The sequence below is a fragment of the Sphingomonas citri genome, from assembly GCF_019429485.1.
Lineage (GTDB): Bacteria > Pseudomonadota > Alphaproteobacteria > Sphingomonadales > Sphingomonadaceae > Sphingomonas > Sphingomonas citri.
Window position 1 is genome coordinate 311,786 of the sequence record NZ_JAHXZN010000003.1, and the last position, 23,406, is coordinate 335,191.

Below are 23,406 nucleotides of genomic sequence, written 5' to 3' on the forward strand. Positions count from 1 at the left end.
CGTCCGTTCCGCTGCGGATATTGAGTTCCCCATGCCCAACGACAAACGCCTCGCCGCCGAAGCCGCCGTCGCCGAGGTCACCCCCGGCCTCCTGGTCGGCCTCGGCACCGGCTCCACCGTCGCCTATTTCATCGACGCGCTCGCCGCGCGCGTCCGTGACGGGCTCGCGATCCGCGCCGTCGCCACCAGCCTCGCCAGCGCCGAGCGCGCGCGCGCCGCGGGCATCGCGATCGACGACTTCGCCGATGTCGCCCACGTCGACCTCATCGTCGACGGCGCCGACGAGCTCGACCCGCATTTCTACGCCATCAAGGGCGCGGGCGGCGCGCTGCTGCGCGAGAAGATCGTCGCCGCCGCCTCGGCGCGGATGGTGGTGATCGCGGACTCCTCCAAGCAGGTCGCCGCGATCGGCGCCGCCAAGCTGCCCGTCGAGGTGATCCCCTTCGCGCGCGCCTTCGTCGCCGCGCGGCTCGCCGCGCTGGGCGCCGCCACCATCCAGCGCGACTCGCTCACCGACAACGGCAACCTCATCCTCGACGCGCGCTTCGCGACCTTCCCCGAGCCGCGCGACCTCGCCCGCGCGCTCGACGCCACCCCCGGCGTGATGGGGCACGGCCTGTTCCTCGACGAGGTCGACGCGGCGTACGTGGCGCAGGGCGGCGTCGTTACGCGACTGGAACGCGCGGCGACGAGGCGTTAAGGATGCGGTGAATCGGGCAACCGGCGGTGCGCCGGTGCGTTCGATCGCGCGAGGTCCGGGGCGGTGACGTGCCCGGCGCGCGCCGTTCTTCTCACGGTGTGACCTAACCTGTTGCGACGACACGAAGCGAGGGGCTGACATGACTGATACCGCTACCATCAACGCGGACGTCCACGAGGACGGCAGCCCCGAGCGGCTCCAGATCGACACGATCCGCACCCTGTCGATGGACGCGGTGCAGAAGGCCAACTCGGGCCATCCCGGCACGCCGATGGCGCTCGCGCCCGTCGGCTGGACGCTGTGGACCAAATTCCTCCGCTACGACCCGCGCCACGCCGACTGGCCCAACCGCGACCGCTTCGTGCTGTCGGTCGGCCACGCCTCGATGCTGCTCTACTCCTTGCTGTATCTCGCCGGGGTCGAGGAGATCGACGCGGAGGGCAACAAGACCGGCCAGCCCGCGATCAGCCTGACCGACATCGAGCAGTTCCGCCAGCTCAACTCCAAGACGCCGGGTCACCCCGAGTATCGCCACACCACCGGCGTGGAGACCACCACCGGCCCGCTCGGCGCGGGCTGCGGCAACTCGGTCGGCATGGCGATCGCCGAGCGCTGGCTCGCGGCGCGCTACAACCGCCCGGGCTACGACCTGTTCTCGCACGACGTCTACGCTCTGTGCGGCGACGGCGACATGATGGAGGGCGTCGCGGCCGAGGCGGCGAGCCTCGCCGGGCACCTGAAGCTCAGCAACCTGTGCTGGATCTACGACAGCAACCATATCTCGATCGAGGGCGGCACCGATCTCGCGTTCGACGAGGACGTCGGCGCGCGCTTCCAGGCCTATGGCTGGAACGTGATCCACGTCGACGACGCCAATGACGTGGCCGCGCTGACCAACGCGATCGAGACCTTCAAGGCGACCGACGACCGGCCGACCTTCATCGTCGTCCACTCCGTGATCGGCTGGGGCAGCCCGCGCGCCGGCACCGAGAAGGCGCACGGCGAGCCGCTCGGCGCCGAGAACGTCGCCAAGACCAAGGAGGCCTATGGCTGGCCGGTCGACAAGGACTTCTACGTCCCCGCGGGCGTGAAGGAGGCGTTCGGCGAGGCGGTGGCGTCGCGCGGGGCCGCGGCGCGCGACGAATGGGTCGCGCTGTTCGACCGTTATCGCGCCGAGTTCCCCGAGCAGGCGGGCGAGCTCGACCTGCTGCTCAAGGACGAGCTGCCCGAGGGCTGGGACAGCGAGATCCCGACCTTCGACGCCGACGCCAAGGGCGTGGCGAGCCGCGACGCGGGCGGCAAGGTGCTCAACGCGATCGTCAAGAAGGTGCCGTGGCTGGTCGGCGGCTCGGCCGACCTCGCGCCCTCGACCAAGACCGACGTGAAGGGCGCGCCCTCGTTCGAGGCGAGCAACTATGGCGGGACCAACTTCCACTTCGGCGTGCGCGAGCATGCGATGGGCGCGGTGGTCAACGGCATGGCGCTGTCGCACCTGCGCGCCTACGGCTCCACCTTCCTGGTGTTCCTCGATTACATGCGCGCGCCGGTGCGGCTGGCGGCGATCATGGAGATCGGCGCGGTCTACGTCTTCACGCACGATTCGATCGGTGTCGGCGAGGACGGCCCGACCCACCAGCCGATCGAGCATCTCGCGACGATGCGCGCGATCCCGGGGCTCGACACGATCCGCCCGGGCGACGCCAACGAGGTGGCGGCGGCGTGGCGCGCGGTGATGAAGTCCGCCGACCACCCCACCGCGCTGGTGCTGTCGCGCCAGGCGCTGCCGACGCTCGACCGCTCCACGTACGCCAGCGCGGACGGGGTCGAGCAGGGCGCCTATGTGCTGGCGGACTCGGCCGAGGGTGGCACGCCCGACGTGATCCTGATCGCGACCGGCTCGGAGGTGAGCCTCGCGGTCGCCGCCTATGAGCAGCTCACGGGCGAGGGCGTGAAGGCGCGCGTCGTCTCGATGCCGAGCTGGTTCCGCTACGAGCGCCAGGACGCCGCCTACAAGGAGAGCGTGCTCCCCAAGGCGGTGACCGCGCGCGTCGCGATCGAGATGGCGGGCTCGCTCGGCTGGGACCGCTATGTCGGCCTCGAGGGGCGGCAGATCACCATGTCGACCTTCGGCGCCTCGGCCCCGCTGGCGAAGCTGCAGGACAAGTTCGGCTTCACCGTGGAGAATGTCGTCAAGGTCGCCAAGGAGGCGATGGGGCGGTAATTCGGGGCGGGCGTCGACCACCGCGCCCGCTTGACTGCCACCACGGCGAAAACCGGGGTCCAGTTGGGGGACGATGGTGGGACTCACGGCGGCCTTCCCACCTGGACCCCGGCGTTCGCCGGGGTGGTGGATGGGGAGGGAGCGAAGCCGCCGTCCCGCCCGCACAGGCTTATTCTACGCCCCCGCCGCCCCTATATCGGCGGGACGCGCGACGAGATGGAGGAAGGCGAGTGAGCAAGCTACAGGACCTCAGCAAGGCGGGCACCGCGGTGTGGCTCGACTTCGTCGACCGCAAGTTCCTCGAGCAGGGCGGGCTGCAGAAGCTGGTCGATAACGACGGGCTGACCGGCGTCACCTCCAACCCGACGATCTTCGAGAAGGCGATGGGCGCGGGCGACGCCTATGACGACGGCTTCGCCGCGTTCGACCGCGCCAACCCCGGCGCCGAGCCGATGGCGCGCTACGAGGCGCAGGCGATCAAGGACATCCAGGCGGCGTGCGACACGCTGCTGCCGGTCTACCAGCGGCTGAACGCGGCGGACGGCTATGTCAGCCTCGAGGTCTCGCCCTATCTCGCGCTCAAGGGCCCCGAGACCGCCGAGGAGGCCGAGCGGCTGTGGCAGGCGGTCGATCGCCCCAACCTCATGATCAAGATCCCCGGCACCGACGACGGCGTCCGCGCGATCCGCGACACGATCGCCAAGGGGATCAATGTCAACGTCACCCTGCTGTTCGGCGTCGAGGCCTATAAGAAGGTCGCCTACGCCTATGTCGAGGGGCTCGAGGAGCGCGTCGGCAAGGGCTTGTCGATCGACAGGATCGCCAGCGTCGCCAGCTTCTTCGTCAGCCGCATCGACAGCAAGATCGACGACAAGATCGACGCCGGCGTCGGCGGCGACGAGGCCAAGGCGCTCAAGGGCAAGGTCGCGATCGCCAACGCCAAGCTGGCCTATGCCTGGTACGAGGAGTTCATCGCCTCGGAGCGCTGGCAGAAGCTCGCCGCCAAGGGCGCGCGCCCGCAGCGGCTGCTCTGGGCCTCGACCGGCACCAAGAACCCGGACTACCCCGACACGCTCTACGTCGACCAGCTGATCGGGCCCGACACGGTCAACACCATGCCCCCCAAGACGATGGACGCCTTCCGCGAGCGCGGCACCGTGGCGCAGACGCTCCAGCAGGACGTCGACGACGCGCGCCACGTGATCGCCGAGCAGGCGCGGCTCGGGCTCGACCTCGACGCGGTGACCAAGGAGCTGGTCGACGAGGGCGTGGCGAGCTTCTCCAAGTCGTTCGACGACTTGCTCGCGGTGATCAAGTCGAAGCAGCCCGCCGCGGCGTGATGCCGGGGTGAGCGGGGAGGGGAGCGGCGGACGCGGTAGCGGCCGGCGCTCCCCTGCGGACGGCGGACGATCGCGGCCGGCGCTGCTCTCCCGGCAGCGGCATCTCGCGGGCGAGCGCTAAATCGCCGCTCGCGCCTCCGTGCTTTTTCTCCCTTCCTCGCCGAAGCCCCGTCATCCCCGCCCCTTCCCGTCGTCCCCGCGGAGGCGGCGATCCAGACGCGCCGACGGCGCGCCCCCCTTCGACAGCTCCGTGCGTCTGGATCCCTGCCTGCGCAGGGATGACGAGGCTGGCGCTGCGACGCCTCCCCCACTCCCCCGAATCATGACGATCGCCTTGGCCGCGCACGTCCGAGCCCTGGGCCTTCGACGCCGCAGCCGCAGCCCACCCCCGCTCCCCCCCGCCGGAACTGCGGACTCCGCGCCACACCCGCGCTTGTAAATTACCGTCGCGTCAAGTTCGGAGCGGCGGCGCTCCTGTCCCGCCTTGACACGCGCCTAGCCAGCGGCAAGACATCGTCGAGTGGATGACTTTATACGATGAACGGTGTCGCACGGGGCTTTGCACGGGATGTCTGACGACCAGCGCGCGCCAGTGATCCTGGTGGTGGACGACGAGCCGCTGGTGCGCAGCACCGTGTGCGAGCAACTCCAGAGCACCGGCTACAGCGTCCACACCGCCGCCTCGGGCGACGAGGCCTATGACATGATCAGCGAGGGCGTGCATTTCGACGTGCTGCTCACCGACGTGCGCATGCCCGGCACGATCGATGGCTTCGGGCTGGTGCGTCGCGTGCTCGCGCTGCTGCCGGGCGCACGCACGATCGTGATGTCGGGCTTCGTCGGCGACGACCATCTCGAGACCCGCGCCGCCGATCGCTTCATCGGCAAGCCCTTCACCATGGCGCGGCTGCAGCGCGAGCTGAGCGACCTGCTCACCTCGGGAGCGTGCTGAGCGCGCACCCCTTTCCTGAGCGTGCGTGCGGCCCCATCTGACGGCGCATCCCTGCTCGGCAGAAGGTTATCGGATCGCTGATAGGCGCCTGCGCACGCAGGAGCCCAGAGCCGCGAGGATCTCGCTCCGTTATCCTGGGCTCCTGCGTCCGCAGGAGCACGGTTGAGCTTGGTGGGGCCGGCGTCTAGCAGCGCCGGGACCGCAGCGCGCCGCATCGACGCCACGGCGCGCGCTTCCGTCTTCCCGCGTCCACGGAGCCGCCGACCCATGCCCGACTACGATTACGACCTCTTCGTCATCGGTGCCGGCTCCGGCGGCACGCGCGCGGCGCGCGTCGCCGCCGCGCACGGCGCCAAGGTCGCGGTGGCGGAGGAATATCGCGTCGGCGGCACCTGCGTGATCCGCGGCTGCGTGCCCAAGAAGCTGCTCGTCTACGGCGCGCATTTCGCCGAGGACCTGCGCGACGCGCGCCACTTCGGCTGGGACGTGCCGAGCGACTGCGCGTTCGACTGGCAGCGACTGCGCGACAACGTGCTGCGCGAGGTCGATCGTATCAACGGCGCCTATACCCACACGCTGGAGAACGCCGGCGCCGAGATCATCCACCAGCGCGCCACCGTCTCCGGCCCCAACGAGGTGACGCTCGGCGACGGCACCACGCGCAGCGCGAAGACGATCCTTATCGCGGTCGGCGCGCATCCCGCGGTGCCGTCCTGCCCCGGCCACGAGCACGGCATCACCTCGAACGAGGCGTTTCACCTCGACGCTCTGCCCAAGCGCGTGCTGATCGCGGGCGCGGGCTATATCGCCAACGAGTTCGCGGGCGTGTTCCACCAGCTCGGCGCGCACGTCATCCTGATGAACCGCACCAAGGAGATCTTGCGCGGCTACGACCTGCAGATCCGCGATCGGCTGCTCCAGATCAGCATGATGAAGGGGCTGGAGTTCCGCTTCGACGCCACCTTCGAGGGCATCGAGAAGATGGACGACGGCTGCCTCAAGGTCAGCATGAGCGGGCACGAGCCCGCGATCGTCGATCTCGTGATGTTCGCCACCGGGCGCCGCCCCAACACCGCCGGGCTGGGGCTCGAGTCCGCCGGGGTCGAGCTCGACGAACAGGGCGCGGTGAAGGTAGACGACGACAATCGCTCGACCTGCCCCTCGATCTTCGCGGTGGGCGACGTGACCAACCGCATCCAGCTCACCCCGATCGCGATCCGCGAGGGCCAGGCCTTCGCCGACCGGCTGTACGGCGGCAAGGACACGCGCGTCGACTATGACAACGTGCCCTCCGCGGTGTTCAGCCACCCCCCGATCGCGGGCGTGGGACTGACCGAAAGCCAGGCGCGCCAGCAGCTCGGCTCGGTGAAGGTCTATTCCTCGGACTTCCGGCCGATGAAGAACGTGCTGGCGGGGCGCGACGAGCGCGCGCTGTACAAGATGGTGTGCGACGGCGAGACCGACCGCGTCGTCGGCATCCACATGATCGGGCCCGACGTGCCCGAGATCATCCAGGCCGCCGCGGTGGCGGTGAAGGCGGGGCTGACCAAGGCGCAGTTCGACGCCACCGTGGCGCTCCACCCGACCATGGCGGAGGAGCTGGTGCTGCTGCGGTGAGAGGGCGGGGCGCCGCGCCCCCCGCTCAGGCCATTGACACGACGCAGGCTCGCTTGTACCGATCGGTACAACTTAGCGAGGAGATAGCCGATGTCCCGCCCACCCGTTCCCCCGTTCACCGCCGACACCGCGGCGCGGAAGGCCCGTCTCGCCGAGGATGCATGGAACAGCCGCAATCCCGTGACGGTATCGCTGGCCTACACGCCCGATAGTGTCTGGCGGAACCGCAGCGAGTTCCTGACGGGGCGCGAGGCGATCGTCGCCTTTCTCGCACGCAAATGGGAGCGGGAGCTCGACTATCGCCTTATCAAGGAAGTGTGGGCGCATGACGGGAACCGGATCGCGGTCCGCTTCGCGTATGAGTGGCGCGACGCCGCCGGGCAATGGTACCGCGCCTATGGCAACGAGAATTGGGCGTTCGACGGCGACGGTCTGATGACGCGCCGCATCGCCTCGATAAACGACCGCCCGATCGCGCCGGAAGAGCGCAAGTTCCATTGGCCGCTGGGACGGCGCCCGGACGATCATCCCTCGCTCAGCGAGCTCGACCTCTGACCGCGAAGCGCACCCTCAGCGATCGCGCCAGCGCCCTCCCGGCGCTGGCGGAGGCATTCCGCGAGCATGGCTTTGAGGGGGCCAGCCTGACCATCCTCTCGCAGGCGACCGGCCTCGGAAAAGGCAGCCTCTACAACTTCTTCCCCGGCGGGAAGGAGGAGATGCTGGCTGCGGTGCTCGCCGACATCCACGCCTGGTTCGCGACTCATCTGTTTGATCCGCTCGAGCGATCCGACGATCCGAGAGCGGCAATCCGGTCGATGATCGAGCAGGTGACCGCCTACTTCCGTTCCGGCCAGCGCGTGTGCCTCGTCGGCTCGATCAGTCTGGGCGCGTCGGGAGGCGGCTTCTCCCACCGGGTGAGCGCCTATTTCGCACGGTGGATCACGGCCTTGGCGGAATGTCTCGAACGCGGACGGGTGGCGCCGACGGCGGCGCGCGCGTTCGCCGAGGAGACGGTCTGCGCGATCCAGGGGGCGATCATCCTGTCGCGGGCGCTCGGTGACGAGGCGATCTTCGGCTCGATCGTTGGTCGCCAGGAGAAGGTGCTGCTCGACGCCATGGCGGCGAACCGATCCTAACCGTCTGAGCTGGCGAGGCGCCGCGTCCGTGCTCTCACGCCGCCGGCCCTCCGCCGCCACCGATGCGCCACGAACAGCGGCAGCGCCGCGAGCCCCACCGCCCAATGCGCCAGCGCCACCGCGGCATGCGCGTCCTCGTCGGCGAGGTAGTAGAGCAGGTCGCCGCTGAGCGCGAGCGCGACCGCGGTGCCGAACAGCGCGCCGCCCGACCAGCGCCGCCGCCGCGCGCGCCAGCCCGGGACGACGTGGAGGCCGTAGAGCAGCCCGAGCAGCGCCACCGTCGCGGTCGCCGCCACGGCGTGCGCGCGCAGCGCCCAGGGCTCGGCCGCGCTCGGCTCGGGGCCGAAGGCGCCGGCGCGCTGGCCCCAATGATGCAGCACCAGCCACGCCGCGCCGCTCGCCCACAGCAGCGCCAGCACCGCCTGGGCGAGACGACGCAGCCCGCGCGTCACGCCACGATCTCCTGCCAGGCGCGGCCGGGGCGGTGGAGGAAGGCGCGCGCGCGCAGCCGTGCGACCAGCGGCCCCGCCGCCGCGCCGCGCGCCAGCACCACCTTCGTCAGCGCGTCCGCCACCGCGCAGCGGGGCGCGGCGACGCTGGCGAAACCGGGTGGCAGCGGCGCGCCGGTGACCGGATCGCGATGCTGCGGCGCGCCGCGGTCCGCGGTCGCGGCGACGACGTCGCTGCTGGCGAGCGCACCGTCAGCGATCAGCACCGCGACCGGCGGCGCGGCGTGGCGCGGCGCCAGCGCGACCCACTCGTCCGACCCGAAACTGCGCAGGTCGCCGCCGGCGTTGACCGTGGCCGACGCCACGCCGGCGCGGCGCAGCGCGGCGATCGCGCGATCGACCGCATAGCCCTTGGCGATCCCGCCGAGGTCGAGCCGCAGCGGCCGCGTCACCGCCACCGCGCCGCGCGCGACGCGCAGGTCGCGCCATGACGCCGCGCGCGGCGCCCCCGCCGGCGCTGGCACGACCGGGTCGAACGCGCCGTCGCTGGCGCGTGCCAGCGCCAGCGCGAGCCACAGGCAGCGCGCGGTGAGCGGATCCACCGGCGCGCGCTCGCCCGCGCCGAGCCGCGCCACCGCGGCGATATCGCTGTCGTCGCGATAGGCGCTCAGCCGCGCCTCGACCGCGGCGACCGCGGCGAAGGCGGACTCGACCGCCCGCTCCAGTTCGTCCGCCCCCTCGGCGCGCACCGCGACGAGCGTGCCGAGCAGCGGGCGCGCGCGCTCAATGCGGCGCAAAGACGATCCGGTCGGTGGCGAGCAGCCGGCGCACGCCGTCGGCGACGTGGCGCGCCGAGAGCGTGCCGCCCGAGTTGTTGCGGATGTCCTGCCCCAGCGCGAGCGGCGCGCCGTCGCGCTTGCCGGTGAACTGCGCGCGCCACGCCGGGTCGCGCACCTGCCCGCCATAGCTCTCGCGATAGTCGAGGATCTCGAGCGCGCGCACCGCGCCGGCGGGATCGAGCGCGAGCGCGAGCGTGATGTTCTCGTGCTTGCCCAGCACCTGGTCGACGATCAGCCGCGCGCCGTCTGGCGCGCGCCAGCTGTGCACGGTGCGGGAATGAACGCTCACCCCCGAGCGCGCGCTGATCGCCGCCGCCTGCGCGTCGGTCAGCACGCGGTCATCGCGCACCAGCGCGACGCCGGGGAAGAGCGCGGCCCTGGCCTGGTCGACCGTCATAAAGGTGGTCGCCCAGGCCGGGCTCGCCAGCACCGGCGCGGCGGCGAGCAGGACGAAGCGGCAGCGCATCCTCGCGGGCCTCAGAAGGGGATGCCGTATTTCAGCGTCAACTCGTCGCGCTCGTGGCTGCGCAGGAAGAGGTGGCGGCCGATGTCGCGCCCGTCCTCGTCATAGCCCGGGTTGCCCGCGACCTGGTGGAGCCAGCCGAGCGTCGCCCAGCCGTGCTGCCCGGCAAAGTGGAGCGACGGCCCGACCCAGTAGACCGAATGCTCGTGATGGGTGAAGTTGCCGTATTCATTGTGGTTGCGTCCCTCGACCCCGAGGTAGACCTTGGGCGCGACGCGCGCGGTGACGCCCAGCTCGTTGTTCCAGTCGAGCTCGCTGTTGGTGTCGTCGCGCCCGGCGAAGCGGATCGACTCGGCCTCGAGCACGAGGTTGTACGCGACGATCACGCGGTCCTCGGCGAAGTTCTTCTGGACGATCGCGCGCGTCTCCAGCTCGAACGTGCCCGGCGCGTAGCGCAGCCCATTGTGGAGATCGCGGAAGTCGTACTCGGGCTCGAGGTAGAGCGCGAGGCCCCAGCCGCCCTTGTTCTTGTACGGGCTGAGCGCGCGATAGACGAACTCGGCCGAGACGCTCTGCGGCGAGAAACGATGGCGCGTGAAGCCGGTGTCGGCGCTCGGGTCGTCGTCGTCGGGCGCGCCGGTGGCGTGCATCCGGTTCGAGTTGACGTAGAGCGACGCTTGCAGATCGTCGGTGACGCCGACCTCCAGCTCGCTGCGGAAGTCGGTGGCGTCGTAATGGCCGAAGCGGCGCCCGGCGCGCTCGCGCACCACCTGCTCGACCTCGACATGGCCCTTGGGCGTGAGATCGGTGGTGTAGAGCCGCGAGAACATGCCCTCGCCGGCGCGGGCGGGCGCGGCGGCGAGGCACGCGCCGGCGAGCAGCGCGGCGCCGAGCGCGCGCGCGTGAGATGTCATACGGAAGGTCCCCCCGTGTCGGTTCTTGCGATCGGCTCGCATGTATTCGGGGGAGGGCGAGGGTCACAAGCGACGGCTGACCCGGGGTGGGGAGCGGGGGCCTGCTGCGTGGCGGGCGAGAGGCTCGGCGCCGCTTCTCCTTTCCTCCGTCATCCTGAACTCGTTTCAGGATCCACCGGCCCGCGGGCGCCGCCGCGCCTGAATGTGCGGCACCGTGGATCCTGAAACGAGTTCAGGATGACGGCAGTGTGCGGCGGTGCGACGCACGGCCGCGCCGCGTCCCCTCATCCCGTCCCGAACGGCAGGATCGTCTCGTAGCGCGCCAGCTCGGGTGCCCCCGCGACGGTGGCGCCGCGGCGCAGCAGGAAGGCGTGGCGGACGATCTCGGCCTGCTGCTCCAGCCCGTAGCGCTCGAGCGGCCAGCCGGGGTGGATGGTGTAATGGTAGCGGCAGAAGGGATGGCGCGCGAGCGGCAGGCACACGCCGCGCTGGTGCTGCCACACGTGGCACAGCTCGTGGACGAACAGCCCCTGCAGCCCGAGCGGCGCGGCGGCGAAATCGTCGCGCCACAGCTCGCCCCTGGGGTGGAAGTGGATCGTGCCGCGCGGCGCCATCACCACGTCGCGCGGCTGGAAGAAGGCCCATCGGCGTCGCGCCAGCCGCACCGGCGCATAGTCGATCGAGTCGCCGTAGACCGAGCGCGCGAGATCGATCTCGCCGGGGGTGAGTGGGCGGGTCATGCGCGAGTGAGACGGGCGAGGCGGAGGTTAAGGCGCACGATCCACCTTTTCCGTTCCCCGGCGAAGGCCGGGGCCCAGCTGGGAAGGCCGTGGTGAGACTCACCAACCTTCCCCACCTGGGCCCCGGCCTCCGCCGGGGCACTGCGGGAGGCGGCGCCGACACCCGCCCTCACGCGCAACGACGCGTCGCCCACCGCGCCCTCACTCCGGCGCGGCATCGCCCGCCGCGATCACGCGCGCGTCGGCGCGCAAAGCGCTGCCGTCGGCGAAGCGCAACGTCAGCGGCAGCGTGCTCCCCGGCGCGACTCCGGCGGGCAGGCCGAACAGCATGACGTGCTGCGCGCCCGGCGCGAAGGCGACGCTGCCGCGCGCGGGCACGCGCACGCTCGGCAGCGAGTCCATCGTCGCCATGCCGTTCCCGGTCATCCGGCTGGTGTGGAGCTCGGCGCGCGCCGCGCCCGGCGCCTCCACCTGCACCAAGGTGGCGTCCGCGGCGCCGCCGTGCAGCAGGAAATAGCCCGCCGCCGGCCGCCCCGGCACCGCCGCGAGCCGGACATAGGCGTCCCCGACCGCGGGCGCGCTCGGCTGCGCCGAGCAGGCGGCGAGCGATGCGGCCGCGAGCAGCGGCGCGGCGAAGGTCCATCGGCGTGCGGTCACTCTGGTCTCCTCGGCCGTGCGGTGTAGGTGTCGCGGCCCCGGCCGGCAAGCATCGCCCCCGCCATTGCCAGCCGCGCCCCCGCCACCTAGGTCCGCGCGATGGCCGCACCCATCCTCTCCTACGAAGACCTCGGGCTGGTGCAGGGCGCCGGCTGGCTGTTCCGCCACCTCGACCTGTTCATCGGCGAGCGCGACCGGCTCGCGCTGATCGGGCGCAACGGCGCCGGCAAGTCCACCCTGCTCAAGCTGATCGCGGGCGCGATCGACAGCGACGAGGGGCGCCGCACGATCGTGCCCGGCACCAAGGTGGTGATGCTCGAGCAGGACCCGAACCTCGCCGGCTTCGCCACGCTGGCCGACTATGTCCTCTCCGGCGAGCACCCGCCGCAACCCTATGAGGCGGAGGCGATCGCGGGTCAGCTCGGCATCGACCTCACGCGCGAGGCGCGATCCGCCTCGGGCGGCGAGCGCCGCCGCGCCGCGATCGTCCGCGCGCTCGCGCTCGACCCCGACGTGCTGCTGCTCGACGAGCCGACCAATCACCTCGACGTCGCTGCGATCGAGTGGCTGGAGGACTGGCTCAAGCGCTTCAAGGGCGCCTTCGTCGTGATCAGCCACGACCGCACCTTCCTCACCCGGCTGACGCGCCAGACCCTGTGGCTCGATCGCGGCGAGCTGCGCCGCGCCGAGGTCGGGTTCGGCGGCTTCGAGGCCTGGACCGAGCAGGTCTATGCCGAGGAGGAACGCAACGCCGCGCGGCTCGACGCCAAGCTCAAGATCGAGGAGCATTGGCTCCAGCGCGGCGTCACCGGGCGGCGCCGTCGCAACCAGGGCCGGCTCGCCAAGCTCAAGGAGATGCGCGCCGAGCGCGCCGCGATGACCGGCCCGCAGGGCGCCGCCGCGCTGTCGATCGCGAGCGACGACGTGAAGACCAAGGTGGTGATCGACGTCGAGCACGTCTCGAAGAGCTACGGCGAGCGCGCGATCATCCGCGACCTGAGCTTACGCGTCGCGCGCGGCGACCGGATCGGCATCGTCGGGCGCAACGGCGCGGGCAAGACCACGCTGCTGCGGCTGCTCACCGGCGAGATCGAGCCGGACGCGGGCACGATCCGCCGCGCCAAGACGCTCGACGGCATCGTCATCGACCAGCAGCGCAGCCTGATGGCGCCCGAGAAGACCGTGCGCGACGTCGTCGCCGACGGCGGCGAGTGGATCGACGTGCTCGGCACGCGCAAGCACCTTCACGGCTATCTCAAGGAGTTCCTGTTCGATCCCTCGCTCGCCGAGGCCAAGGTCGGGACGCTCTCGGGCGGCGAACGCTCGCGGCTGCTGCTGGCGCGCGAGTTCGCGCGGCGCTCCAACCTGCTGGTGCTCGACGAGCCGACCAACGACCTCGACCTCGAGACGCTCGACCTGCTCCAGGAAGTGATCGCGGATTACGAGGGCACGGTGCTGATCGTCAGCCACGACCGCGACTTCCTCGACCGCACCGTGACGGTGACCCTGGGGCTCGACGGCTCGGGCCATGTCGACGTCGTCGCGGGCGGCTACGAGGATTGGGAGCGGCAGCGGCGCCCGCGCGTCGAGGCGGCGCGCAAGCCAGCGGCGAAACCGGCGGCCGCGGCACCGCCGCCACCGCCGCCGGCGCGGACCAAGCTCAGCTACAAGGACCAGCGCGACTATGAGCTGCTGCCGAAGCGGATCGAGGAGATCGACGCGACGATCGCGCGCGACGAGGCGGCGATGGCGGATCCGGGGCTGTACGCGCGCGACGCGGCGGCGTTCGACCGGCTGAGCAAGGGCATCGCCGCGCTGCGCGACGAGAAGGAGGCGGCCGAGCTGCGCTGGCTCGAGCTGGCCGAGAAGGTCGAGGGCTGAGGGGAGGCGGCCGAGGGGGTGATCCGGTGCTTTCGGGAAGGGGTAAGTCCGCGACTAGCCTGCGTCATTCCGACCTGGGGCGTCCATCGGAACAGGTTTGAGCCGGGGATCAGAAGCCCGGGCCGATAGGGCGGACCATACTCGTTCGGTCTCCCCCTCCCCTTCAGGGAAGGGGTGGGGTGGGGCGCTCCCACAGGCGGCACGCTCGTTGGAAGGCCCCACCCCCGGCCCCTCCCCTAAAGGGGAGGGGTGCCGCGTCAAACGCAGGAAGAGCTGCCGGCCGTGCCCCCACCGCCTCAGTCGTGCAGGATCGGGCCGAGCGCGTTGATGGTCAGCTGCAGGCTCAGCGCATGTTCCATCTGCGGCCGCGCGCCTCCCAGCCCGAAGCGATATTGGTTGAGATAGCCGATATCGAGCATCACCTTGCGGCGGACGAAGGGCAGGGTGACGCCCGCCATGTTGCGCATCCGCTCATAGCCCGAGCGCTGGCCCCAGGCGGTGCTGTTGGGGACGATGAAGCTCTCGTGGCTGGCGTAGAGCGCGTAGCCGCGCGATCCCAGCGGGTGATTGTAGCGTGCCAGCGGACGGACGCGGACACCGATCTCGCTGCCGCCGGGGTTTAAGCGCTCGTCCACCCGCAGCCGCCCGAGCAGCCGCCCGCGGGTCAGCACCACCTGCTGGCGCAGCCGGTTCTCGTGCACCGTCGGCCCGGTGGCGCTGTACAGCCCGACGTAGCGGTAGCCGACGCCCAGCTCGATCGCGGAGCTGAGCTTGTAGCCGAGCAGCCCGCCGACCTCGGTCTGGGTCAGTCCCTCGATGCGATCGCCCCAGCGTCCGATCTGCTCGAGCGTGACTCGCACCTCCGGCGTCAGCGGCACGACGAGGTTCACCTGCTCCCACAGCTGGCGGTCCTCGACCTGCGCGGCGGCGGGCGCGGCGCAGAGGAGCAGGGCGGCGAGCGGCGCCGAGAGCAGCACCGCCGCGCGACGAGATGGCACCACCGAACCGTTCCTCCCCCGGATGAGCCGCGCGGCGCTACACGCGCCGGCGCCCGCTTGCCAGGGGAGAGCCGCGCGGCTGCGCCGATGCGGAACACAGGAAAGGGCGAGGCCGTCGCCGGCCCCGCCCTCTCTCTCCCCCGCACGGGACGCCACTGGTGCGGTCGGTCGCGCTAGGCTCCCTTCGCGACCGAGACCGGGATCAGAAGTGCGCCACGATGCCGAGCGTCGGGCGGAAGCTGTTGGTCCAGCCGAAGGTCGAGACCTCGCCGCGCAGGCGGATGCCCGAGTTGCCCGTCAGGCCGCCGAGACCGATCTCCTTCGGGCCGACCTCGAAGCCGATGCCGTAGGTGACGTCGTGGAAGTCACGATCGGTGTTCACGCGCTTGTCGAAATTGACCCACTGGTAGCCGACCTTGCCGTAGATCAGGCCGCTCTCGCCGGCGCGCAGGCCGAAGCGGCCGGCGGCGCCGTACTGCCAGTCGATGTCGCCCGAGATGCCCTTCGCGACATTGCCCTCGGCGCCGACGAAGAAGGCGCCGAGCGGCACGTTGGCACCGACCAGGCCCTCGACCAGCGAGCCGTTCAGCTTGTTCCGGTTCGGCGCACCCGCGACGCTGTCGGTCTGGAACTCCTCCCAGCCGCCGCGCACCGCGACATAGGGCTCGAAGCCGAACGCCTTGCTGCCGTCGGGCGCCTGCGCGGTCGAGCTGTCGACCGGGGCGCTGGTGGGCGCACTGGTGTCGGTCGCGGTGGCGTCCTGCGCCAGCGAGGGGGTGGCGACGAACGCGGCGGACGCGGCGACGGCCGCAAGAACGAGCTTACGCATACGGGTTCCTCAAGATCAGTTTCGTTGTCCGGTGTATGACGCCGCAGGCGCCCGGACCGGGGACCCACTGAACCGCGCGCGTCCGGCTTGGTTGCTGCGAAATCGTGCTGCGATGCGACGTGATCCCGAGGTGTGGCCGAAGTGACACGCTTTCTGTCGGGAAGATGAACGCGACCGCGCCATTGTGGCGGAGATCGGGCGGCGATGCGGCGGGCGCGCCGCGGTAGCGGCGGGCGTGAGGCGGGGGTGGTACGGGCTTCGCGGCGGCTCGGAGGGTCGCGCGCGGCCCGGGCGGGGGCCGCTCACCCCACCGCCGATATCGCCGCGCGGGCGGGGATTCATAGACGCTGACGTCGCGCCTCTCTCACTAAGGTCCGCGCTGGATCCCCGCCTCCGCGGGCATGACGATGGAAGGAGGGGGGCAGCCGGCTGAAGCGACCGGCCCGCTCAGCCCCGCTTACTCCGCCTCGTACTTGATCTCCAGGTAGCGCCGCTTGGTCGCCAGCGCGTCGAGGTCGCCCTGCGCGAGTTGCTCGCTCGTGGCCGCCAGCTCGCGCTCGATCACGCCGAGCCCCTCGACCAGCTGCTGGTCCGGGGTGCGGCCGCCGCGCGCGGTGCGGCGCAGGTCCGGCGGGACGCGCGCATAGTCGCGCACGAAGTCGGGGAGCTGCTCGCCGATCAGCCGGCGCATGTCGGCCGCGGCGGGGGAGCCCTCGTCGAGCGCGGCGAGCTGGACGCCGAGCGTGTCGAGCCTTTGCTCGATGCGGTCGACCACCGCCAGCGCGGGCGCGGGCAGCGCGGGGCGCTGCGCGTCGAGCCAGCGCGCGGTCTGCGCCGGCAGCGCCTTCAGCTCGGAGCGCGCCAGCCGCTCGGGCGTCGGCACCGGGGTCGCGGGCGCGAAGGCGATCGCCAGCGTCGCCGCCAGCATCACCATGATCGCCGCCACGCCGCCGAACAGCCCGACGCCGAGCAGCGCCGCCGCCAGCAGGATCGCGCCGTTCACCGCCGCGATCAGCGCCAGCCGCGCCTTCGCCCCACCGCGCCCGCGGCGGGCGCGGCGCTGCACCGTCAGCACGCCGCGCCCGCTCACCCGGTCCGCCGCGGCGCGCGCGCCGGCGATCGCGGCGTCCGTGTCGTGGCTCGGCGGCAGCGTCACAGCGCCTCCAGCTTGAACTGCTCGGCCGGACTGGCGAGGCTGTTGCGCGCCGCGCCCTCGGCGCGTGCTATATAGCCGCGCGACTTGTCGACCTCGCGCCCGAGCGTCTCCACCGTGCTCTTCATCGTGTCGAGCGACTTGAGCTTGAACGTGTCGATCGCGTCCATCGTGTCGTAGATGTTCTGGAAGGCGCGCTGCAGCGTCTCCAGCGGGATGGTCGAGGCCGCGGCCTGCTCGTGGATCGCGGCGGTGTTCTGGCGCAGCAGCTTGCCGGTCGAGTCGATCAGCCCCGCGGTGGTGGCGTTGAGCTGGGTGACCTGCTCCAGCACCAGCTTCTGGTTGGTCAGCGCCTGCGCCACCGTGACCGCGGTGCGCAGCGCCGCCACGGTGGTGGTGCTGGCGCGGTCGACGCCCTTGATCAGCTCGACGTTGTTCTTCTTGACCAGGTCGAGCGCGAGATAGCCCTGCACCGTCACCGCCATCTGGGTGAGCAGGTCCTGCGTGCGCTGGCGCGCGTAGAACAAGGCGGTCTCGCGGATCGCCTTGGCCTTGGCGGGATCGGTGGCGTCGAGCTCGTTGGCCTTGTCCTCCAGGCGCGCGTCCATCGCGCGCGCGAGGTGGATCATCTGCTCGAGCCGTCCCATCGAGGCCCACAGGTTGGCGCGCTCGGTGTCGATCGCGGCATTGTCCATCAGCAGCTCGTCCTTGCCCGAGCCGAGGCTGCGCAGGATCGCGGCGATGTGCGTCTGGCTGCTCTTATAGCCGTCGAAATAGTCGCGCATCTTAGAGCCGAACGGGATCACGCCGAACAGCTTCTGCGGCTTGGAGAGATTGCCGCGGCGGCCGGGATCGAGTTGCTCGACGGTGCGGCGCAGCTCGGCGAGGTCCTTGCCGACGCCGGCCTCCTTGTCCATCGCGCGCACCGGGCGATCGAGGAAGCGGTTGGACTGGCCCGCGGCGTCGCGGATCTCTTTCTGTCCCATCGCGGTGATCGCGTCGACGCGCTTGCCGAACTCGGGTGAGTTGACGTCCTCGGCGAGCAGCTGGTCGACGAAGGCGTCGACGCGCTTCTCCAGCTCGCTGCGCGTGCCGGGGTCGACGGGCACGAGCCCGGCGGCGCGCTCGCTGGAGACCGCGGGGACGGGGTCGGGCGGGGTCAGCGTCAGCGCCGGCTCGGTGTCGGTACCGGGGGAGGTCGCCATGCTCGTCTCCTTCGTGCGTCGCGCGCTCTTGTCTCGCGGTGGCGCGCGCTGTTCAAGTGTGTTGTGTATGTAAGACGGTGCGGCGGGCTTGTCGAGGTGGTGGGGCGTGGATCTCACCGCCGTGGCGGGTAGCCCAGAGCGGCGTCGCCCCCTTCCTCGCGCCGCGTGTCTAGCTTACCTTGAGGGTGCGAGGGGCGGCGACATGCGGGTGAATTCGGACGAGGCGATCCGGCGCGGGATGCTGGTGCACCGGCGCTACGGCAGCTGGAACGCGGTTCGCGCGGCGATCGCCGAACGCGAGCGGACATCGCTTTATAGCCAGGCCGCTGAGCCACAGATGAGCGAACCGCGAAGTTCCGCGCAGCGACGCGGCTGATCTCGTGTGAACTGGGGCTATCCGCTCCTCGGCACGCTCGTTCTTCTGTTCCCTGGCCTCTGCGCGTGGCTGGGACTGCGCAGCGGTAGCCGAATCGACTATCTCAGCCCCTTGCCCGACCGGCCGAACTCGACCTCTACCCTTTTCGTCATCCTCGCCGGCGCGCTACTCGCGCACGTGGTCGGTGCGGGCCTGTTCGCGGTACAAGAGCTTTATTGCCGTCGCGCGCCTTGCCTGCGCCTGCCCGTCGATCCGAACGTCTACAAGGCCATGCTACGGCATGACCAAGTGTTCGCCGGCACCAGCACAGCGATCGCGCTCGCGCTGCTGTTCTTCACGCTGCTCGGTCTCCTCAGTGCCGCATCGTTTCAACGGGTCGCGCGATCGGTGCCCCTGTCAGCGGTGATGCGCCCAGAGCTCCACGGCTGGGTCCGCATGATCGCCGCCGGTACGGCCGACCCCGACAGGCTGGTGATCGCCTCGGTGCTCACGAGGACCGGACACAATGGTCGCTTCGCCGGCTATGAAGGCATCGTGCACCAGTTCACGCTCGACGAGGATGAGGTGGTGGCCATGATCGTCCTCGCCGAGGCAGATCGCTTCCTCATCGAGATCGGCGACACCGCCGCGTCGCGACATCATGTCGAGGACCGGTCGATGTCGCTGGTCCAGCTACAGCAGGCGGAGATCGCGAACGTCGCCTTCGACGTGATCGACCTGCGGGCGCTGCGCCAGCCCGCCTGACCCGTCCCGCCCGCGTGCACCATGCTGCGGCCGCGAAGGCTGGCGCCAGCGCGCGCTTTCGGCTATGCGCGCCGGCGACATCGCCTGCGGCCGCCGCGGGCCACCTCAGGAATCCGTATGAACCTGCGCAACATCGCCATCATCGCGCACGTCGATCATGGCAAGACGACCCTCGTCGACCAGCTCTTCCGCCAGTCGGGCACGTTCCGCGACAACCAGCGCGTCGAGGAGCGCGCGATGGACTCGAACGATCTCGAGAAGGAGCGCGGGATCACCATCCTCGCCAAGCCGACCTCGATCGTGTGGAACGACACGCGCATCAACATCGTCGACACCCCCGGCCACGCCGACTTCGGCGGCGAGGTGGAGCGCATCCTCTCGATGGTCGACGGCGTGATCCTGCTGGTCGATTCGTCCGAGGGCGCGATGCCGCAGACCAAGTTCGTCACCGGCAAGGCGCTGGCGCTCGGCCTGCGCCCGATCGTGGTGGTCAACAAGATCGACCGCGCCGACGAGCGCACCCAGGAAGTGCTCGACGAGGTGTTCGACCTGTTCGTCTCGCTCGAGGCGAACGACGAGCAGCTCGACTTCCCCGTGCTCTTCGCCTCGGGGCGCAACGGCTATGCCTCGACCGACCCGACCGCGCGCGAGGGCACGCTGACCCCGCTGTTCGAGAAGATCGTCGAGCACGTCCCCGCCCCCAAGGTCGACCTCGACGCGCCCTTCACCTTCCTGGTGACGCTGCTCGACCGCGACAATTTCCTCGGCCGCATCCTGACTGGCCGGGTCAACTCGGGCGTGGTCAAGCTCAACCAGCCGATCCACGCGCTCGACAATGACGGCAACGTTGTCGAGGCGGGGCGCGCCTCCAAGCTGATGTCGTTCCACGGGCTGGAGCGCGTGCCGGTCGAGGAAGCGCGCGCGGGCGAGATCATCAGTCTCGCCGGCCTCACCGTCGCCACCGTGGCGAACACGATCGCCGACACTTCGGTGAGCGAGCCGCTCCACGCCCAGCCGATCGACCCGCCGACGCTGTCGATGCGCTTCGCGGTGAACGACTCGCCGATGGCGGGGCGCGAGGGCAGCAAGGTGACCAGCCGCATGATCCGCGACCGGCTGCTGCGCGAGGCCGAGTCGAACGTCGCGATCAAGGTGACCGAGGCGGCCGATCGCGACAGCTTCGAGGTGGCGGGCCGCGGCGAGCTCCAGCTCGGCGTGCTGATCGAGACGATGCGCCGCGAGGGCTTCGAGCTCGGCATCAGCCGCCCGCGCGTGCTGTTCGGCGAGGACGAGGACGGCAAGAAGACCGAGCCGTACGAGACCGTGATCATCGACGTGGACGAGGAATATTCGGGCACGGTCGTCGAGAAGATGAACCTGCGCAAGGCCGAGCTGACCGACATGCGCCCCTCGGGCGGCGGCAAGACCCGCATCACCTTCTCCGCGCCGAGCCGCGGCATGATCGGCTATCACGGCGAGTTCCTGTCGGACACGCGGGGCACCGGCATCATGAACCGGCTGTTCGAGAAGTACGGTCCGCACAAGGGCGCGATCGAGGGCCGCAAGAACGGCGTGCTGATCTCCAACGGCGCGGGCGAGGCGCAGGGCTATGCGCTGGGCCCGCTCGAGGACCGCGGCATCCTCTTCGTCGGCCACGGCGAGGCGCTGTACGAGGGCATGATCATCGGTGAGAACGCCAAGACGGACGACCTCGAGGTCAATCCGATGAAGGCGAAGCAGCTCACCAACTTCCGCGCCTCGGGCGGCAAGGACGACGCGATCCGCCTGACCCCGCCGAAGAAGATGACGCTGGAGCAGGCGATCGCCTATATCGACGACGACGAGATGGTGGAGGTGACGCCCAAGTCGATCCGCCTGCGCAAGCGCTACCTCGACCCGCACGAGCGCAAGCGCGCCAGCCGCGCCAAGGTCGCGGCGTAAGGGGAGGGGGCGTTTCGCCCCCTCCGTCGCTTGTCGCACTGGAACGGGCGACGAACACCTCGATCCTCCCCTCTCAGGGGAGGTGTCAGGCCGTAGGGCCGACGGAGGGGTGACTCGGCCGGTGAGGGACGAGTGACTCACCCCTGGCGATACCCCTCCGTCAGCGCTGCGCGCTGCCACCTCCCCCTCGCAGCGCTGCGCGCTGCCACCTCCCCCTCGCAGGGGATGATGTGCGGGCGCTTGCCGAGGCTAAAGCCCACCTAGGTTACCGCCATCTTCCGCGCCGCCGGCAAACCGGCTAACGCGGCAGAATGTCCGCCGATTCTGTCCCCTCCGATCCGTCCAGCCACGATGACGTGGATCCCACGGGGCTCGCCGCCGGCAAGCAGGCCGAGGGCACGATGGACACCGGCGCCAACGAGCCGATCGAGCGCAGCGGTCTGCATCACTGGCGCGAGAGCACGATCACCGATCCTGACCTGAACGACCGCGGCGGCGTCTTCTTCGCCGCGATCGAGATGACGCGGATGCCGATGATCCTCACCGATCCCAACCTGGACGACAATCCCATCGTCTTCGCCAACAAGGCGTTCCTCGACCTGACCGGCTACGAGGAAGAGGAGATCCTGGGGCGCAACTGCCGCTTCCTCCAGGGCTCGCAGACCGATCGCAACGCGGTGGCGGAGCTGCGCCACGCGGTCGAGAACAAGTCCGCGGTGGCGCTTGAGCTGCTCAACTATCGCCGCGACGGCACGCCCTTCTGGAACGCGGTGTTCGTCGGCCCGGTCTACGACACGGGCGGGACGCTGCGCTATTTCTTCGCCAGCCAGCTCGACGTCACGCGCCGGCGCAACACCGAGCAGTCCTACCGGCAGGCGCAGAAGATGGAGTCGATCGGCCAGCTCACCGCGGGGCTGGCGCACGACTTCAACAACCTGCTCCAGGTGGTCAACGGCAACCTCGAGCTGGTCGCCACCGCCAAGGATCCCGCGCGCGCGCAGCGCTACGTCGCCGCGGCGCAGTCGGCGGCCGAGCGCGGCGCCAAGCTGACCCGCCAGCTGCTCGCCTTCGCGCGCAAGACCCGGCTGGAGCCGCGCCCGCTCGACCTGACCCAGCTCGTCTCCGAGTTCAGCGACCTGATCGAGAGCTCGGTCAACAAGCAGGTCGAGATCCATCTCAGCCTGCGGCGCGGGCTCGCGCCGGTGGTGGTCGATCCCGACCAGCTCGAGATGGCGCTGCTCAACATCGTCAACAACGCGCGCGACGCCATGCCCGACGGCGGGCTGGTGACGATCGCGACCCGACCGCTCAAGCTCCAGCCGGTCGAGAATGGTGACGGCACCGGCGGCACCGCGCTGCGCGACGGGGTCGAGCTCGCCGCGGGCGACTATGTCGTGCTCGAGGTGCAGGACGAGGGTCATGGCATGTCGCCCGAGGTGATCGAGCGCGCCACCGAGCCCTTCTTCACCACCAAGGGCGTCGGCAGCGGCACCGGGCTGGGGCTGGCGATGGCGAGCGGCTTCGTGCGCCAGTCGGGCGGGCGGCTCGAGATCGAGAGCAGGCCGGGTGAGGGCACCACCGTGCGCATGCTCTTCCCGAGCGGCCACGCCGAGAAGCGGGAGCCGGCCGCGCCCGAGCCGCACGTCGCCGCCAGCGCGATCGTCGATCCCGACACCGCGCGGCACATCCTGGTGGTGGAGGACAGCGACGAGGTGCTCGCGATCGCGCGCGAGATCCTCGAGAGCGCGGGCTATCACGTCTCCACCGCGGCCAACGGCGAGCAGGCGCTGCGGCTGTTCGACGAGATCCACCCGCGGGATCGAGTCGACCTGCTGTTCACCGACCTGGTGATGCCGGGCGGGATGAACGGGCTGGTGCTGGCCGACGCGGTGGTCGAGCGCGACGCGTCGGTCTCGGTGCTGATGACGACCGGCTACAACGAGGAGCTGGTGATCAACGGCCCGCGCGCGCGCGCCACCGACGTGCTGAGCAAGCCCTATCGCCGCGCCGAGCTGCTCGACCGCGTCAGCCAGGCGCTCAACCGCCGCGGTGAGCGCGGCAGCCGGCGCCGACGCTCGGATTTCGGCGCCGCGCAGGTCTGACTCGCGCGACCGTCGCAGTCGCGGGCTTGATCGTGATCAATCTAGCGGCGCGTCATCGCCGTTACGCCGCTCGCCGGCGGCGCTCATCGCGGCCAGCGTTGGTATAAACGGCTTAACGCTGAGCGTTCAGGATAGGGCTTGCTTTGGTT

The 23,406-nt window shown here is 70.7% G+C and carries 22 protein-coding genes; 12 read left to right on the forward strand and 10 right to left on the reverse strand.

Translation table 11 applies throughout. The annotated features are described in order from the left end of the window. Positions 1 to 31 precede the first annotated feature (31 nt). The 7 genes from rpiA to KZ820_RS11885 all read left to right on the forward strand — a co-directional run bounded on the left by rpiA (position 32) and on the right by KZ820_RS11885 (position 7,966). On the forward strand, positions 32 to 700 hold the full coding sequence (gene rpiA, locus KZ820_RS11855) for a ribose-5-phosphate isomerase RpiA (protein WP_219748812.1): 669 nt from the start codon (positions 32 to 34) through the stop codon (positions 698 to 700). A 139-nt stretch (positions 701 to 839) separates the two neighbouring features. Then, positions 840 to 2,921, forward strand: coding sequence for a transketolase (tkt, locus tag KZ820_RS11860; RefSeq protein WP_219748813.1), 2,082 nt, complete (start codon positions 840 to 842; stop codon positions 2,919 to 2,921). A 230-nt stretch (positions 2,922 to 3,151) separates the two neighbouring features. Continuing rightward, entirely contained in the window at positions 3,152 to 4,261 is a 1,110-nt protein-coding gene (gene tal / locus KZ820_RS11865; protein WP_219748814.1) for a transaldolase, read from the forward strand. A 568-nt stretch (positions 4,262 to 4,829) separates the two neighbouring features. Then, on the forward strand, positions 4,830 to 5,213 hold the full coding sequence (locus tag KZ820_RS11870; RefSeq protein WP_219748815.1) for a response regulator: 384 nt from the start codon (positions 4,830 to 4,832) through the stop codon (positions 5,211 to 5,213). A gap of 267 nt (positions 5,214 to 5,480) precedes the next feature. After that, positions 5,481 to 6,830: a glutathione-disulfide reductase gene (gene gorA, locus KZ820_RS11875; protein ID WP_219748816.1), complete on the forward strand. Its 1,350-nt coding sequence runs from the start codon at positions 5,481 to 5,483 to the stop codon at positions 6,828 to 6,830. Positions 6,831 to 6,920: 90 nt separating this feature from the next. After that, positions 6,921 to 7,385, forward strand: a complete 465-nt coding sequence (locus KZ820_RS11880) for a nuclear transport factor 2 family protein (protein ID WP_219748817.1) — start codon at positions 6,921 to 6,923, stop codon at positions 7,383 to 7,385. Continuing rightward, positions 7,328 to 7,966, forward strand: a complete 639-nt coding sequence (locus KZ820_RS11885; RefSeq protein ID WP_258048107.1) for a TetR/AcrR family transcriptional regulator — start codon at positions 7,328 to 7,330, stop codon at positions 7,964 to 7,966. Before KZ820_RS11880 ends, KZ820_RS11885 begins: the two co-directional genes overlap by 58 nt. Here KZ820_RS11885 and KZ820_RS11890 read toward each other — a convergent pair. The 6 genes from KZ820_RS11890 to KZ820_RS11915 form a co-directional block, all read right to left on the reverse strand. After that, entirely contained in the window at positions 7,963 to 8,418 is a 456-nt protein-coding gene (locus KZ820_RS11890; protein ID WP_219748818.1) for a hypothetical protein, read from the reverse strand. The two genes, KZ820_RS11885 and KZ820_RS11890, sit on opposite strands and share 4 nt — an antisense overlap. Continuing rightward, positions 8,415 to 9,212, reverse strand: coding sequence for an FAD:protein FMN transferase (locus KZ820_RS11895; RefSeq protein ID WP_219748819.1), 798 nt, complete (start codon positions 9,210 to 9,212; stop codon positions 8,415 to 8,417). The genes KZ820_RS11890 and KZ820_RS11895 overlap by 4 nt, the downstream gene beginning before the upstream one ends. Continuing rightward, positions 9,199 to 9,720 (reverse strand): FMN-binding protein, encoded by a 522-nt coding sequence (locus tag KZ820_RS11900; protein WP_219748820.1) that lies wholly within the window; start codon positions 9,718 to 9,720, stop codon positions 9,199 to 9,201. The genes KZ820_RS11895 and KZ820_RS11900 overlap by 14 nt, the downstream gene beginning before the upstream one ends. 11 nt (positions 9,721 to 9,731) lie before the next feature. After that, positions 9,732 to 10,631 (reverse strand): DUF6662 family protein, encoded by a 900-nt coding sequence (locus KZ820_RS11905; protein ID WP_219748821.1) that lies wholly within the window; start codon positions 10,629 to 10,631, stop codon positions 9,732 to 9,734. A 284-nt stretch (positions 10,632 to 10,915) separates the two neighbouring features. Beyond that, positions 10,916 to 11,371, reverse strand: coding sequence for a vgr related protein (locus KZ820_RS11910; RefSeq protein WP_219748822.1), 456 nt, complete (start codon positions 11,369 to 11,371; stop codon positions 10,916 to 10,918). A 201-nt stretch (positions 11,372 to 11,572) separates the two neighbouring features. Continuing rightward, positions 11,573 to 12,028: a copper chaperone PCu(A)C gene (locus KZ820_RS11915; RefSeq protein WP_219748823.1), complete on the reverse strand. Its 456-nt coding sequence runs from the start codon at positions 12,026 to 12,028 to the stop codon at positions 11,573 to 11,575. Between the two features lie 99 nt (positions 12,029 to 12,127). Between KZ820_RS11915 and KZ820_RS11920 the strand changes: the two genes are divergently transcribed. Next, a complete protein-coding gene (locus KZ820_RS11920) occupies positions 12,128 to 13,909 on the forward strand; it encodes an ABC-F family ATP-binding cassette domain-containing protein (RefSeq protein ID WP_219748824.1) in 1,782 nt (593 codons plus the stop codon). Between the two features lie 296 nt (positions 13,910 to 14,205). Here the strand turns inward: KZ820_RS11920 and KZ820_RS11925 are convergent, their stop codons facing one another. From KZ820_RS11925 to KZ820_RS11940, 4 genes are all read right to left on the reverse strand, one after another. Next, positions 14,206 to 14,907 carry a DUF2490 domain-containing protein gene (locus KZ820_RS11925; RefSeq protein WP_308462207.1) on the reverse strand — a complete coding sequence of 234 codons (702 nt, stop codon included), beginning with the start codon at positions 14,905 to 14,907 and terminating at the stop codon, positions 14,206 to 14,208. Positions 14,908 to 15,109: 202 nt separating this feature from the next. Next, positions 15,110 to 15,736, reverse strand: coding sequence for an opacity protein (locus KZ820_RS11930; protein ID WP_219748826.1), 627 nt, complete (start codon positions 15,734 to 15,736; stop codon positions 15,110 to 15,112). Between the two features lie 457 nt (positions 15,737 to 16,193). Next, positions 16,194 to 16,892, reverse strand: coding sequence for a hypothetical protein (locus KZ820_RS11935; RefSeq protein ID WP_219748827.1), 699 nt, complete (start codon positions 16,890 to 16,892; stop codon positions 16,194 to 16,196). After that, positions 16,889 to 18,094, reverse strand: coding sequence for a toxic anion resistance protein (locus KZ820_RS11940; RefSeq protein ID WP_219748828.1), 1,206 nt, complete (start codon positions 18,092 to 18,094; stop codon positions 16,889 to 16,891). The genes KZ820_RS11935 and KZ820_RS11940 overlap by 4 nt, the downstream gene beginning before the upstream one ends. 202 nt (positions 18,095 to 18,296) lie before the next feature. Between KZ820_RS11940 and KZ820_RS11945 the strand changes: the two genes are divergently transcribed. The 4 genes from KZ820_RS11945 to KZ820_RS11960 all read left to right on the forward strand — a co-directional run bounded on the left by KZ820_RS11945 (position 18,297) and on the right by KZ820_RS11960 (position 23,257). Continuing rightward, positions 18,297 to 18,470: a hypothetical protein gene (locus KZ820_RS11945; protein ID WP_219748829.1), complete on the forward strand. Its 174-nt coding sequence runs from the start codon at positions 18,297 to 18,299 to the stop codon at positions 18,468 to 18,470. Between the two features lie 6 nt (positions 18,471 to 18,476). Further along, a complete protein-coding gene (locus KZ820_RS11950; protein WP_219748830.1) occupies positions 18,477 to 19,214 on the forward strand; it encodes a hypothetical protein in 738 nt (245 codons plus the stop codon). A 117-nt stretch (positions 19,215 to 19,331) separates the two neighbouring features. Continuing rightward, positions 19,332 to 21,155, forward strand: a complete 1,824-nt coding sequence (typA, locus tag KZ820_RS11955; protein ID WP_219748831.1) for a translational GTPase TypA — start codon at positions 19,332 to 19,334, stop codon at positions 21,153 to 21,155. A gap of 311 nt (positions 21,156 to 21,466) precedes the next feature. Further along, positions 21,467 to 23,257, forward strand: coding sequence for a PAS domain-containing protein (locus tag KZ820_RS11960; protein WP_219748832.1), 1,791 nt, complete (start codon positions 21,467 to 21,469; stop codon positions 23,255 to 23,257). Positions 23,258 to 23,406: the final 149 nt, after the last annotated feature.